The sequence below is a fragment of the Oceanithermus desulfurans genome (assembly GCF_014201675.1).
Lineage (GTDB): Bacteria > Deinococcota > Deinococci > Deinococcales > Marinithermaceae > Oceanithermus > Oceanithermus desulfurans.
Genome location: NZ_JACHEZ010000002.1, coordinates 228,797 through 241,349, shown reverse-complemented (window position 1 = coordinate 241,349; position 12,553 = coordinate 228,797). Strand labels below are relative to the sequence as shown.

The window sequence follows — 12,553 nt, the reverse complement described above, 5'->3', positions numbered from 1 at the left end:
GCGGGGATCAGGCGCGAAAGCCGCCGTGCTTGGCCTCGCTCTCGGGCTCGACGTGGATCACCGTCTCGGCCCCGGGAAGCGCCTCCGCGAGGGCGCGCTCGAGCCGGTCGGTGATCGCGTGCGCCTCCTCGACGGTCATGGCCGCGGGCACCACCAGGTGGAACTCCACGAAGGCGCGGGGGCCGCTCGCGCGGGTGCGCAGGTCGTGGTACTCGAGGGCGCCGTCGAGGTTCGCCGCGATCGTCCGCTGGATGCGCTCGACCTGGTCCGGCGGCAGCGCCTCGTCCATCAACCCGCCCACGGAGCGGCGGACCAGCCGCAGGCCGACGACCAGGATGTTGAGGGCCACCCCCGCGGCCACCAGCGGGTCGAGCCACCACCAGCCCAGCCGCCAGGCGAGGCCCGCCCCGAAGAGCACGCCCACGGTGGAGGCCACGTCGGTGAGCAGGTGCTGGGCGTCGGCCACCAGCGCCGGAGAACGCACGCGCCGCCCCTGGGCCAGCAGCAGGAAGGCCCAGCCGGCGGTGATCGCGCCCGCCAGGGCCACGAGCCCCAGCCCCAGCGCCGGCTCGGTGAAGGGCTGCGGGTTCAGAAAGCGCGCCCAGGCGGCGCGCAGCATCTCGAAGGCGGCGAAGAGGATCAGCGCCCCCTCGGCCACCGCCGAGAAGTACTCGGCCTTGGTGTGGCCGAAGGGGTGGGTGGCGTCGGCGGGGCGGACGGCGACGGCCAGGGCCACCAGCGCGCCCACGGCGGCGACGATGTTGACGATCGACTCGAGCGCGTCCGAGTAGATGGCCACCGAGCCGGTCAGCTCCCAGGCCAGCCACTTGATCCCGAAGACCCCGAGGCCGACGGCCACGCTCCAGCGCGCCAGGCCGAGGGAGCGCGCGTCCTGGGCCTTCACGCCCCGACCTCCACGGGCGCCAGCGCCGCCAGGCCGCCGGCGGGTAGCCGGCCCGCGCGCAGCGCCGCGTCGAGCTGCTGACGCCAGCGGCGGCCGCCGGGCTCGCCCTTGAAGAGGTTGAAGAGCGGCCGCACCAGCACCCGCAGGGGAACCCCCTCGGCGAGGCGTTCGTGCAGGTAGGCCTGGTAGCGCTCGAGCACCGCGCGGCGGTCGGGGGTGTGGGCGTCGCCCCAGAGCAGCCGGTCGGCCGCGGCCCAGCGCCAGGGGCGGTCCCACATCGCCCGGCCCACCATCACCCCGTCCACGTGCGCCAGGTGGGCGCGGGCTTCTTCCGGGGTGCCCACCCCGCCGTTGGTGACGATGGTGAGCTCGGGGAAGTCGCGCTTCAGACGGTAGACCTTGGCGTGCTCGAGCGGGGGCGCCGTGCGGTTGGCCTTCGGGTCCAGGCCCTGAGTCCAGGCCTTGCGCGCGTGCACGACGAAGACCCGCACGCCCGAGGCGGCCACGACCTCCACGAAGCGCGCCAGGAAGGCGTAGTCCTCGTGTTCGTCCAGGCCCACGCGGTGCTTGACCGAGGGGAGCGCCCCGGTCGCCTCGTAGACGGCCCGCACGATCTCGGCCACCCGTTCGGGCGTGCGCATGAGCACGACCCCGAACCCCCCGGCCTGCACCCGCGGCGAGGGGCAGCCCGCGTTCAGGTTCACCTCGTCGTACCCCCACGGTCGGGCGACGGCCACCGCCCGCGCCGCCAGGCCGGGGTCGGCCGAGCCGAGCTGCAGGGCGACGGGGTGCTCGGCGGGGTGGTAGTCCAGGTGCCGCGCCGCGTCGCCGTGGATCAGGGTGCGGTCGACCACCATCTCGCTGTAGAGCCGGGTGCGGCGCGTGATCAGCCGCATCAGGAACCGGAAGTGCCGGTCCGTGCGCTCCATCATCGGCGCCAGGCTGAGGCGGTGTTCGCTCATCTCACACCCCACCCACACCCGGGGCCACCCGGGCGGGTTCGCGGAAGCGGATCCGCTCCCACTCGCCCTCCTCGACGACCTCCAGGTCGGGGAAGAGCCGGCGCAGGTAGGCGAGCACGTCCTGCACCAGGTCCTCGGGGGTGCTGGCCGCCGAGGTGATGCCCACCGCGCCGACGCCCTCGAACCACTCGGGCCGCAGGTCGGCGGCGGTGTCGATGCGTTCGGCGCGCGTCATGCTGCGGGCGATCTCGTAGAGCCGCATGCCGTTGGAGGAGTACGAGCTCGTCAGCACCAGGAAGAGGTCCACGTGGGGGGCGAGGCGCTTGACCTGGTCCTGGCGGTTCTTGGTGGCGTAGCAGAGGTCGTCGCGGCTGGGCAGCACCAGGTTGGGGAAGCGCTCTTTCAGGATCTCGATCGTCTTGTCGGTGTCGTCGACGCTCAGCGTCGTCTGGGTGAGCACGACGACGCGGTCGGGGTCGGGCACCCGGACGGTGCGGGGGTCGGCGAGGCGCGGGTCGCGGCCCACGTGGGTGTGGACGGCCACCAGGACGGTGTGCTCGGGCGCCTCGCCGTAGGTGCCCTTCACCTCCTGGTGGTCGGCCGAGTCGCCGATGAGCAGCACGGTGTAGCCCAACTCGGCGTAGCGGCGCGCCTCGGTGTGCACCTTGGTCACCAGCGGGCAGGTGGCGTCGATGTAGCCCCAGCCCATGGCGCGCACCTGCTCGCGCACCCGCGGCGGGATGCCGTGGGCCGAAAAGACCACGGTCTTCGCCAGCTTGTGGCGCTGCTCCAGCTCGGCGATCTCGGAAAGGTCCTCGACGAAGTGGACCCCGTGCTGCTCGCGCAGCCGGTTCACCACCACGTCGTTGTGCACGATCGAGTGGTAGACGACCAGGTCGCCCTCGTCCGCCAGCTCAAGGGCGGCCTTCTCCACGGCGCGGATGGCCATGACCACCCCGGCGCAGAAGCCGCGGGGCTTGGCGAGGTAGACGCGCAGGCTCACGGGAGCATTGTACTAAGCCTTCTCCGCGACCGCGCCGCCGGCCCGGCCATGCGCGCGCGCCCCGGTTCGGACAGGTCGTGGAACATGCCCCGGCCTACCCCACAGCCTCGTACCGCCCGCCCGGCAGCGCCCGCACGTGGCCCGAGAGCTCGAGCCGGGTCAGCAGCCCCAGCACCTCCGCCGCCCCCAGGTTCAGGTCGAGCGCCAGGTCGTCGGGCAGGGCCTCGCCGCGCCGGCGCAGGGCCTCCCAGAGGGCGCCCGCGGCCCCGTCGGGTTTCGGGCGGTCCGCGCCCGGGGCGGCGGCCGCCATGCCCAGGGCTTCGAGCACGTCGTCCGGGTCCTGGGCCACCCCCGCGCCGTCGGCGAGCAGCCGGTTGCTGCCGCGGCTGGCCCAGTCGGAGGGCCGCCCCGGAACCGCCAGCACCTCGCGCCCCAGCTCGGCCGCCAGCGCGGCGGTGATCAGCGCTCCCGACTTCTCGGGTGCCTGCACGATGACCACCGCGTCCGCCAGCGCCGCGATGAGGCGGTTGCGGCGGGGAAAGCTGCCGGCGCTGGGCCCGCGGCCCAGGGGCAGCTCGCTCATCAGGGTCAGGCGCGCGGCCAGCTCGGCGTTCTCGGGCGGGTAGACGACGTCCACCCCGCTCCCCAGCACCGCGAGCGACGGCCCCCCGCCGGCCAGCGCCCCCCGGTGGGCGGCGGTATCCACCCCCCGGGCCAGGCCGCTGACCACGGCCACCCCGGCCTCGGCCAGGGTGCGGGCCAGCCGCTCGCTGAAGTCGAGTGCCCAGGGCTGGGCCTTGCGGCTGCCCACCACCGCGACCGCGGGGCGGCCGCCGCTCCAGCCGCCCTTCAGGTAGACGAGCGGCGGGGGGTCGGCGAGGTGGCGCAGGGTGGGCGGATAGTCGGCCTCCCACAGGCCCACGGGCCGCACGCCCGACGCGGCCGCCCGCTCCTTTGCGCGCTCGGCTTCGCCCGCCGCCAGCGTGCGGCGGTAGGCGCGCTCGAGCTCGGCCCCCAGCAGCTCGCCCACGCGCTCCAGGCCCTCCTCGCCCGCCTCGAAGACCTTGAGGAACCGCGCCGGACCCACGCCGGGCGTGAGCGCCAGGGCCAACCAGGACATGGTTCCAGTTTAGCGGCTTCCCGGCTGCGTTTCCGGTCAGGGCCTTCGTCGCGGAAACGGCCCGCGGGCTCGAGCGGTTTGACGGCTCCGGCCGGATCTTGATAGAACGAAGACGCGCCGATTTGAGGCTCAGCTTGCGGGCGCGTTACAAGTGCGGCTAAAGCGAGCGGAAAGGCCAGGCTTTTCTGCGCTCGCTCGGACTCCGGGCGCGTTTTTCGTTGGCGGGCCCCACCGGCGCGGAAAGGTGGAGCCATGAAAGAGAGCCGATTCGTTCCCCTGATCGAAGCCCAGCTGGACCCGGAGGTGGAGCGGCGTATGTCCGTTACCATCCTTGCGGTTACGCACGGCACGCGCATCGTCCGCCTCCCCGCAGACTTCCCCGGCCGGGACGACCACCTCGCCCGGGCGCAGGACGAAGCGAGGAGGCACCGCGCGCACTACCGGCAAAGCGGGTTCTGCGCTTCGCTGCCGATCGTGGGCTACCGTTACTTTCCGGCCCCGGACTGGGGCTACGCGCTGGGGCTGGACGGCGAGCTGCGGGGCACCTTTCGCGGGCGCCCCATCCAAGCGGGATTCCGCACCACGGACGGAGAGGAAATCACCTTCGCCCTGCCCGAAGATCCCTAGGGGTGCACCGTCCAGAAGCCGGCCTGCTGCGACCACCACAAGAGCAGCGCCAGCACCGCCAGCAGCAGCGCCAGCGGCCAGAGGCGGCGCACCGTGAGGCGGAAGCGCACCGCGTACCCCACGGCCGCGGTGAAGAGCAGCGCGGCCGCGTTGACGAGCGCCAGGTAGAACGCGCCGGTGGCCGGACCCGCCCAGCCGATGGCGCTGAACACCCCGGAGGCGACGAGCGGAGGCAGCAGCGCGATGGCCACCATCACGCCCACCAGGGTCTGGCCCTGCCCGCGGATGTAGGAGTAGGCCCCCACCGCGCCGGTGACCAGGGCGAGCGCCAGGTCGAAGAGGTTGGGGGTGCTGCGGGCCACCAGCTGCGTGCCCGGCTCGATGGGAACGACGGCCGCGAAGGCGCGCGCCAGCAGCCAGGCCGCCGCCCAGGCCAGCCCCGCCCCCGCCGCGGCGGTAAGGCCGGCCTGCAGCGTGAGCCGGCGGTGACGCCAGAGCAGGCCGAAGCCCAGCGCCATCAGCGGCCCCATCAGCGGCGCGATGATCATGCTGGCCAGCACCAGCAGCGGGTCGTCGCGTACCAGCCCGGCGAAGGCGATCGTGGCCGAGGCGACGGTAAGGAAGGCGAACCAGGGCGTCAGCCGGGCCGCCTGGTCGAGGTCGCTCTCCAGCTCCTCGGCGGGGGTGGGTTCCTCGCGCTCGGCGGCTTCGGGTTCGGGAAAGGTCCAGGCCGGGGTGTCGAGCGCCATCCAGTCTTCGGGACCGAGGACCGGCTTGAGCAGGGTGAGCAGCTGGTCGGCCTCGGCGGTGTCGACGGGCACGACCAGGTAGAGCTGGTCCTCGCTCGAGCGCAGCACCAGCGGGTGCACGCCCTGGTCCTCCATCACCCCCAAGACCGAGGGCATCCGCGAGGCCTCGGTCTGCACGTAGAGCAGGTGGCGCGCCATACCCCAGCTTATAAGCTGGGGGCATGGAAGAGCGGCTCGACCGGGTGCTCGCCCACCTGGGCCTGGGCACCCGCAAGGAGGTGGGCCGGCTCATCCGCTCCGGCGCGGTGCGGGTGGACGGCGCGGTGGTGTGCGACCGCGGCTTCAAGCTCGACCCCGAGGGCGCGCGCATCGAGGTGCACGGCGAGCCGCTGGCGTATGCGCGCTTCTTCTACGTGCTGCTCCACAAACCGGCGGGGGTGCTCACGGCCACCCGCTCGGAACGCGAGGAGACGGTGCTGGACCTGCTCCCGAACGCGCTGTGGCGTGACGACCTGAAGCCGGTGGGCCGGCTCGACCGCGACACCGAGGGGCTGCTCGTGCTCACCAACCACGGCGAGCTGCTGCACCGCCTCACCCACCCCCGCTGGAAGGTGGCCAAGGTCTACTACGCCGAGCTCGCGTCCGCGCTGCCCCCGGACGCGGCGCAGCGCTTCGCCGAAGGGCTTTTGGGCTTCGCCCCCGCCGGGCTGGAGGTGCTGGGACCCCGCGCGGCGCGGGCGACGCTCCGCGAGGGGAAGCACCGGCAGCTGCGGCGGATGTTCGCGGCGCTGGGCGCGCCGGTCGTCTACCTGCGGCGCGAGCGCTTCGGCCCGCTCGAGCTGGGCGGGCTCGAACCCGGCCGGGCGCGGCCGCTGGAGAGCGACGAGGTGGCCGCGCTGCTGGAGGCCGTGGGGCTCGCCTAGCCCAAGAGCGCGCGCACCGCGGGAACCACCTCGTCGAGGCGGCGCACGGTGCGGTCGGCCGAGTAGAGGAGCATCAAGTTGTGCCGGTGGTCGTACTCGGGGCCGGTGTAGATGCGGCGGCGGCCGCTGGAGTAGAGGAGGACCTTGCGCCCCAGGCCGCGGGCGTAGCCCTGCAGCGCCGCGGTCTCGCCGTCCACGTCGGGCCCGTCGGCGAGCGTGACCACCAGCTCGCTGGCGGCCGCCGCGTTCAGGTCGGCGGCGGCCCGCTCGAGCAGCGGGCCCGCTCCCTCGTAGCGTCGCGAGACCGAGACCGCGAACCCCGCGCGCTCCAGCTCGGCCTGCAGCCGCGCCGCCCAGCAGCGCTGCGTCTCGAACTGGCCGCCCCCGAACTCCAGGTGCACGCGACCGGGCGCGGGCGCCACCGCCGGCAGGGGCGGCGGGTGGTGGGGGCGGAGCACCAGCTCCCGGCAGAGCTCCGCCACCGCGGCCTCGGCCTCGTCGAGGGCGGCGGCCACCCGGCGCAGGTAATCCTCGCGGCCGTCGAAGCGCAGGCTCAGGTCGAAGGCCCCCAAGTTCTCGCTGCGGGCGGCGAGGCGGCTGAGCAGCGGCGGGGCCAGCAGGGTCTCCTCGGTCCCGTCGTAGCGCAGCACGAAGAAGTTGAGCCAGAGCAGGACCGCAGGCGTGCCCACGCCGGCGGCGTAGCCCACCTCGAAGGCGATGCCGCTGTCGGCCTGGAGGTCGCCAAGCGGAGCCAGCAGGGCGAAGCCGCGCTCGATGTGGTCGCGGTCCAGGTCGTAGATGGCGCGGCTGAACTCCTCCGTGGGCACGCCCTGGAGGGCGCTGTTGGAGTCGCGGAAGGGCAGGAAGGTGAGGGGGTCGCGCCCCTCGAGCCCCAGCCCTTCCAAGCCCGCGCGCAGGCCGCGCAGGCAACCGCACTCGAGCCGGGCCCCCAGGTAGCGCCCCGAGGGGTCGTAGAGCCGGGTGGCCACGTAAACGGGCGCCTCCCCGGCGGCCAGCCGCCTCGCACGCGTGAGCGGGCTCATCCTTCGCGCGCCACCATGAAGACCCCCGCCAGCACCAGCAGCAGACCCAGCGCCCGCACGGGCGTCAGCGCGATCACGGGGAGCTCGAAGAGGCCGAACTGGTCGATGAGCGCCGCAGCGATGAGCTGGCTGGAGACGATGGTCACCAGCGCCGCCAGCACCCCCAGATGCTGGATAGCGACGATCGTACCCACGACGACCAGGGCCCCCAGGACCCCGCCCAGAAAGGCGAAGGCGGGGATCCCTTCATCGGGCGCGGTGCGGAAGGCCCAGGCCAGCACGGCCAGCGCCAGCACCACGCCGGCGAGCAGCAGAAAGCGCAGGGTACCGTCGGCGCGTGCGGCCGCGGGGCCGCGCTCGAAGAGCAGCAACCCCACCACCCCCACGGCCAACCCCAGCAAATGCACCACGGCCACCATGCCCCAGGTGCCCAGCCGCGCCTGCAGCGCCGCATTCACGGGTCCGATGATCGCGATGAGCACACCCGTGGTCGCCGCGGCCCAGAGGCCCAGATTCATGGGCGACCCACCCGAACGGTCTGGATAGGCTTCATACTTTCATTCTAAACAAGCTTTGGGGGTTTGGCCAGCGGGCACCGGACCGTCAGGACCCGGGGTTCGAGGCCGGCGGGGAGCCGGGGTTCTCCGGAGCCTGGTCTTCCGGCGCCGGCTGGGCGCCGGGGGCGGGGGCCTTGGGAACAGCGGGCGGGGTGAGGCGTCCGCCGGGGTTGAAGGCGTAGTCCTTGCGCAGCAGCTCCAGATCGGCGGCGTTCACCGTACCGTCGCCGTTGAGGTCGGGGTCGAACGCCGGTGCGGCTTCGGCGCCCTTGGCCGCAGCCTCGGCTTCCGAGCTCGCGTCGGGTTTGGGGGTGGCCTCGGGTGACGGGTTCGCCGGCGCCGGCTCGCCCGCCCCGTCGTCCTCGGTCGAGGCTGGCCCGGCCTTGGTGGACGGCGTCGTGGCCGGCGGGGCGCCCGCAGCCTTTTGCGGGGCCGCGAGCTTGCGGTTCCAGGCCGCCGCCAGCGCGCGCAGGTCTTCGAAGGTGTAGCGGCCCATGTCGGCGGGGCGCTTGGGCGGCGACTTGGTGTAGGGCTTCCCCCCCGCGTCAAAGAACTGCGTCTGAGCCTGCACCTTGGGACGCAGCTTGCGGGCGGGTTCGAGCTTGAGGCGGAAGACCTCGCCGCCCTTGAAGGTCTTGGTGAAGGCGCCGTCGAGGTCGATCGTCTGCTTCTCGGCGTCGTAGCGCAGCACGTAGAGCAGCTCGGGTGCCGCCTTGAAGCCGGCGAGGTCGGGCTTCAGGTCCTTGGCCGTGAGGCGCAGGCGCAGGGCGCTGGCGGGCCGCTCGCTGAGGGTGAAGACGGCGATGAAGGGGGCGTCGGTCTCGGACTCGGGAATCTTGATCCGCAGCGCGGGCGGGGGCGGGTCCTTGACCGCGAGCGTGAAGGAGGTGCTGCGGCTGGACAGGGCGGCGTCGGTGACCACCACGGTGATCTTGAAGCTGCCCTTTTCCCGGGGGATGCCGCTGAGGCGGCCGATCGTGAAGTTCAGGCCCTGGGGCAGCTTGCCCTCGAGCTCGTAGCGGTAGGGGCGGACGCCGCCCGAGGCGGGGAACTTGGCCTCGTAGCGCTCGCCAAGGTACGCAGGGGGCGCCGAGCGCACGGTGATGCGGAGCGGCTCGCCGGCGCCGCCCTCGCTGGTGCCGCAGGCGGCGAGCAGCAGCGCGGCCGCGATCAGGACCCCCGCTAGACGCATGGTTTCAAACTAGCTCCGGTGGCGATGAGATGGCTGATGGGCTCACGTCCGCCGCGCGGCGCGTCCGAGGCGGCAGCCCAGCACCGCGGCGGTCCAGGCGAGGACCACGAGCGCCAGCGGCCGTACCCCGGAAGCCAGGTAGGCGAGGAGCTCGTCGATCCGGCCCGCGGCCCAAGCGCCCAGGGCGGTCAGGAGGGCGAAGAGGACGAGGGCCAGCGTGGCGAAAGAATAGCAAGGCTTCTGCATGCCCCTATGCTAGCCCGGGCGCGCGGCCCATTCGGGTGATAAACGCGGGGATAACACGGCGTTTGTCCGGCGTTTACCCCCGGGGCGCACCCTAAGGGCGTCATGAAACGGACACGCATCCACACCACGCTAATCGCCGCCGCCCTTCTGCTGGTGGGCGCGGCCCTGGCCATCGGCAGCTCGAGCTACCTGAACGGGAGCCAAGTCCCCCCTCAGTTCTTGGACCGGGCCTCGACCGTGCTTCTCTTCGATGCCGCGGGCAACCTCATATGGTCAACGGACTCGCCCCCACAGGTGCAGGGCGACGTGTGCATCCTGGCGTCGAGGGTACAAGTGCTGGATGCCGGAGGGCAGATCCTGTTCGAGGGCCCGGTGCAGTGGGCGCCCCAGGGGGCGGCTTACCCCGATGCCTACGTGGATCTGAACGGAACCCTGGTTAGCCTGGAGTACCTCGTATACCGCATTTCCGGGGCTCAGCTTCACGGGAACGCCTACGGCGCACAGCCTGGCCAAGGCTACATGCCCATGGGGGCCATGGACACGTGCGCGAACGACGCGATGTGGGTTCGCGGGAACAACCCGCGCCGCCCGGGCTCGGGGTACAGCGGGCCGCGCCAGAACTGGGGGTGGTAGGTTATGTAACCAGCACCCCAGCCAGCTTCCTCATTCCTAGGGAGGTGTGCGCGCCGGAGCGGCGCGCACACCTCCTTTCCGTTATGCCCCAGTAGAGGTGAGCCCTGGCAAAGGGCGACGAGCCCGCGGCACCGTGTGGAAAACGGCATGGAGGCGGGTTCGTCAGGGTTGCGCCAGGGGGTTGCCGCCGGCGCCATTGCTTTAGGCTCCGGACGCGCAAGGTCTCATCCCCGACGGGGCGCGTTAACAGGTGGATAATGCGGCGGTAACCTTCCGTTTACCCCCGGGGCGCACCCTAAGGGCGTCATGAAACGGACACGCATCCACACCACCCTGATCGCCGCCGCCCTTCTGCTGGTGGGCGCGGCCCTGGCCATCGGCACCCAGGCCCCCAACCCCCAGAGCACGGACGACGTCCCGCCGCAGATCGTCCTCCAGGCGACGTCCATCTTCCTTTACGACGCGGACGGCAACGTCGTTTGGAGCGATACCTTCACGAACGAGGCGGACGACGCCGTCTTGCGGCAGGCCGCGAGCGTCAAGCTCACGGACGCCCAGGGGCAGACCGTCTTCGAGGGTCCCGTGGAGTGGATCGCAGGCGGTAGCGGCGACTCCTCGCCCGACGCCTACGTGACGATCGGCGACCGCCCGGTGAAGCTCGAGCACCTGATCCGCGCCGTCGTGGGCCACGGTTCGGAGGACGGCTCCTTCGAGGACGACGACCACGGCCAGAGCCGCGGCGACTACGAGCACGACGGCTCGGACGGCGACCGCAGCCACGACGGCGACTACCAGAACGACCGTGACGGCGACCACGACCGCGGCCAAGGCAGCATGTCGGACGACGACCACGGCAGCGACCACAACAGCGACCGCAGCCACGACGACGGCGACGACCACGGCAGCGACGACGACTAAACTCCCCAACCGCCGAAAGGGGCCTGCCACCGCGGGCCCCTTGGCTTTTCTGGCCGTCAGCCGAGCCGCGCGTCCAGCTCCGGCAGCTCGGCCAGGCTCTCGATCACGTAGTCCGGCTTCACGTCGGCCCAGTCGAGCTCCTCGGGGCGGGTCACGCCGGAGAGGGTGAGGATGCCCACGAGCCCGGCGCGACGGGCCATCAGGATGTCCGTGCCCAGGCGGTCGCCCACCATGGCCACGCGCTCGGGCGGCAGCTCCAGGCGCTCGAGCGCCGCCCGTACGGTGTGGGGCGAGGGCTTGCCCACCACCGCCTCCACCTTCTTCCCGGTCGTCGCCTCGAGCGCGGCGATGACGGCCGCGGCGTCGGGGATCTCGCCCCCTTCGACCGGACAGGTGGGGTCGGGGTTGGTGGCCACGAAGCGCGCCCCCCGGCGGATGGCCTGGAAGGCGGTGTTGAGCTTGTCCCAGGTGCAGGTGCGGTCGAAGGCCGCCACCACGAACTCGATGCGTTCGGGGTCGTCGGTGAGCTCGAGCCCCGCGGCCTCCAGCTCGGCGAGCAGCGGCGGCTCGCCGATGGCGAAGACGCGCGCCCCCGGACGTTCGTGCGCCAGGTAACGCGCCATCACGTAGGAGGAGTGGATCACGTCGTCCTCGGTCGCCCGCACGCCCAGCCGGGTCAGCTTTTCGGCGTAGTCGGCGCGGGTGTGGAGCGGCTTGTTCGAGAGGAAGACGATCCGCCGCCCCCGCCGGCGCAGCTCGGCGACGGCCCGGTCGGCCCCCGGGATCAGGCGCTCGCCCAGGTAGACGGTGCCGTCGAGGTCGAGGAGGTAGCCCTGGAGGCCCACGTCACTTCTCCGATTGCATGGCGATGCCCTGGGCGAAGCTCTTGCGCAGCGCGATCAGCACCACCAGCGGCGGCACCATCGCGATCACCGTGCCCGCCATGATCACGTTCCACTCGGGGGCGATCTGCTCGCTGGCGATCAGCATCTTCAGCCCGATCTGCACCACCCGCATGTCGGCGGTGTTGGTGACGATCAGGGGCCAGAGGTACTGGCTCCACATGAAGATGAACTCGATCACGAACAAGGCGGCGATGTTGGTACGGGAAAGCGGCACCAGGATCTGCCAGAAGTAGCGCATCGGGCCGGCGCCGTCCACGCGCGCGGCGTCGGAGAGCTCGCGCGGAACGGTCAGGTAGAACTGGCGGAAGAGCAGGATGCCGGTGGTGCTGGCGAAGAAGGGTACGGTGAGCGCGTAGTAGGTGTTGATCCAGTGGAAGCGGTCCATCAGCTCGTAGGTGGGCAGGATGCGCACCGGCAGCGGCAGCATCTGGGTGATCATGCTGAGCGCGAAGAGAAAGCCGGCGCCGCGGAAGCGGAAGTGGGTGTAGGCGAAGGCGGCCAGCAGCGAGAGCACGATCTTCACGAAGGCCACCACCAGCGAGATCACGGTGCTGTTGAAAAAAAGGCGGCCGAACTTGGCGCGCACCCAGGCCTCCTGCAGGTTGTGCCAGAGCTCGCCCCCGGGCAGCAGCCGCGGTGGGTACTGGTAGGCCTCGCGGAAGGTGAGGGTGCTGGTAACCAGCGCGTAGTAGACGGGGAAGGCAAGCAGCACCACCAGCGCGATCAGCGCCAGGTGGGTGAGCAGCTTCAGGCGTGCGGAACGGGTCATCT

15 protein-coding genes are annotated in these 12,553 nt (G+C 72.1%); 4 read left to right on the top strand and 11 right to left on the bottom strand.

Annotated features, from left to right (window positions below):
* Positions 1 to 7 precede the first annotated feature (7 nt).
* The 4 genes from HNQ05_RS03530 to dprA form a co-directional block, all read right to left on the bottom strand.
* Positions 8 to 904: a cation diffusion facilitator family transporter gene (locus HNQ05_RS03530; protein WP_183677590.1), complete on the bottom strand. Its 897-nt coding sequence runs from the start codon at positions 902 to 904 to the stop codon at positions 8 to 10.
* A complete protein-coding gene (gene dusA, locus HNQ05_RS03525; RefSeq protein ID WP_147147354.1) occupies positions 901 to 1,866 on the bottom strand; it encodes a tRNA dihydrouridine(20/20a) synthase DusA in 966 nt (321 codons plus the stop codon). Before dusA ends, HNQ05_RS03530 begins: the two co-directional genes overlap by 4 nt.
* A 1-nt stretch (position 1,867) precedes the next feature.
* A complete protein-coding gene (gene ispH / locus HNQ05_RS03520; RefSeq protein WP_147147356.1) occupies positions 1,868 to 2,869 on the bottom strand; it encodes a 4-hydroxy-3-methylbut-2-enyl diphosphate reductase in 1,002 nt (333 codons plus the stop codon).
* Positions 2,870 to 2,963: 94 nt separating this feature from the next.
* Positions 2,964 to 3,989 (bottom strand): DNA-processing protein DprA, encoded by a 1,026-nt coding sequence (dprA, locus tag HNQ05_RS03515; RefSeq protein ID WP_147147358.1) that lies wholly within the window; start codon positions 3,987 to 3,989, stop codon positions 2,964 to 2,966.
* A gap of 252 nt (positions 3,990 to 4,241) precedes the next feature.
* On the opposite strand from dprA, the gene HNQ05_RS03510 reads away from it, so the two are divergent.
* Complete coding sequence (locus HNQ05_RS03510; protein WP_147147360.1) at positions 4,242 to 4,616, top strand: hypothetical protein; 375 nt, start codon at positions 4,242 to 4,244, stop codon at positions 4,614 to 4,616.
* Here HNQ05_RS03510 and HNQ05_RS03505 read toward each other — a convergent pair.
* Positions 4,613 to 5,563 carry a TIGR00341 family protein gene (locus tag HNQ05_RS03505; protein ID WP_147147362.1) on the bottom strand — a complete coding sequence of 317 codons (951 nt, stop codon included), beginning with the start codon at positions 5,561 to 5,563 and terminating at the stop codon, positions 4,613 to 4,615. The two genes, HNQ05_RS03510 and HNQ05_RS03505, sit on opposite strands and share 4 nt — an antisense overlap.
* Positions 5,564 to 5,586: 23 nt before the next feature.
* Here HNQ05_RS03505 and HNQ05_RS03500 point away from each other — a divergent pair, with 23 nt between their 5' ends.
* Entirely contained in the window at positions 5,587 to 6,288 is a 702-nt protein-coding gene (locus HNQ05_RS03500; RefSeq protein ID WP_147147364.1) for a pseudouridine synthase, read from the top strand.
* Here the strand turns inward: HNQ05_RS03500 and HNQ05_RS03495 are convergent.
* The 4 genes from HNQ05_RS03495 to HNQ05_RS03480 form a co-directional block, all read right to left on the bottom strand.
* Positions 6,285 to 7,331 carry a nucleoside 2-deoxyribosyltransferase gene (locus tag HNQ05_RS03495; protein ID WP_147147366.1) on the bottom strand — a complete coding sequence of 349 codons (1,047 nt, stop codon included), beginning with the start codon at positions 7,329 to 7,331 and terminating at the stop codon, positions 6,285 to 6,287. The genes HNQ05_RS03500 and HNQ05_RS03495 overlap by 4 nt on opposite strands.
* Positions 7,328 to 7,849 (bottom strand): DMT family transporter, encoded by a 522-nt coding sequence (locus HNQ05_RS03490; RefSeq protein ID WP_147147368.1) that lies wholly within the window; start codon positions 7,847 to 7,849, stop codon positions 7,328 to 7,330. Before HNQ05_RS03490 ends, HNQ05_RS03495 begins: the two co-directional genes overlap by 4 nt.
* 85 nt (positions 7,850 to 7,934) lie before the next feature.
* Positions 7,935 to 9,080 carry a putative Ig domain-containing protein gene (locus HNQ05_RS03485; protein ID WP_147147370.1) on the bottom strand — a complete coding sequence of 382 codons (1,146 nt, stop codon included), beginning with the start codon at positions 9,078 to 9,080 and terminating at the stop codon, positions 7,935 to 7,937.
* 42 nt (positions 9,081 to 9,122) lie between these two features.
* Positions 9,123 to 9,326, bottom strand: a complete 204-nt coding sequence (locus tag HNQ05_RS03480) for a hypothetical protein (protein WP_147147372.1) — start codon at positions 9,324 to 9,326, stop codon at positions 9,123 to 9,125.
* 102 nt (positions 9,327 to 9,428) lie between these two features.
* Between HNQ05_RS03480 and HNQ05_RS03475 the strand changes: the two genes are divergently transcribed.
* Together HNQ05_RS03475 and HNQ05_RS03470 are read left to right on the top strand one after the other, a co-directional pair.
* Positions 9,429 to 9,959, top strand: coding sequence for a hypothetical protein (locus HNQ05_RS03475; protein ID WP_147147374.1), 531 nt, complete (start codon positions 9,429 to 9,431; stop codon positions 9,957 to 9,959).
* Positions 9,960 to 10,265: 306 nt separating this feature from the next.
* The gene (locus HNQ05_RS03470) at positions 10,266 to 10,877 is read left to right on the top strand and encodes a hypothetical protein (RefSeq protein ID WP_147147376.1); all 612 of its coding nucleotides are present in this window, start codon (positions 10,266 to 10,268) and stop codon (positions 10,875 to 10,877) included.
* Between the two features lie 56 nt (positions 10,878 to 10,933).
* Here the strand turns inward: HNQ05_RS03470 and HNQ05_RS03465 are convergent, their stop codons facing one another.
* Positions 10,934 to 11,722: an HAD-IIA family hydrolase gene (locus HNQ05_RS03465; protein ID WP_147147378.1), complete on the bottom strand. Its 789-nt coding sequence runs from the start codon at positions 11,720 to 11,722 to the stop codon at positions 10,934 to 10,936.
* A 1-nt stretch (position 11,723) separates the two neighbouring features.
* Complete coding sequence (locus HNQ05_RS03460) at positions 11,724 to 12,551, bottom strand: carbohydrate ABC transporter permease (RefSeq protein ID WP_147147380.1); 828 nt, start codon at positions 12,549 to 12,551, stop codon at positions 11,724 to 11,726.
* Positions 12,552 to 12,553: the final 2 nt, after the last annotated feature.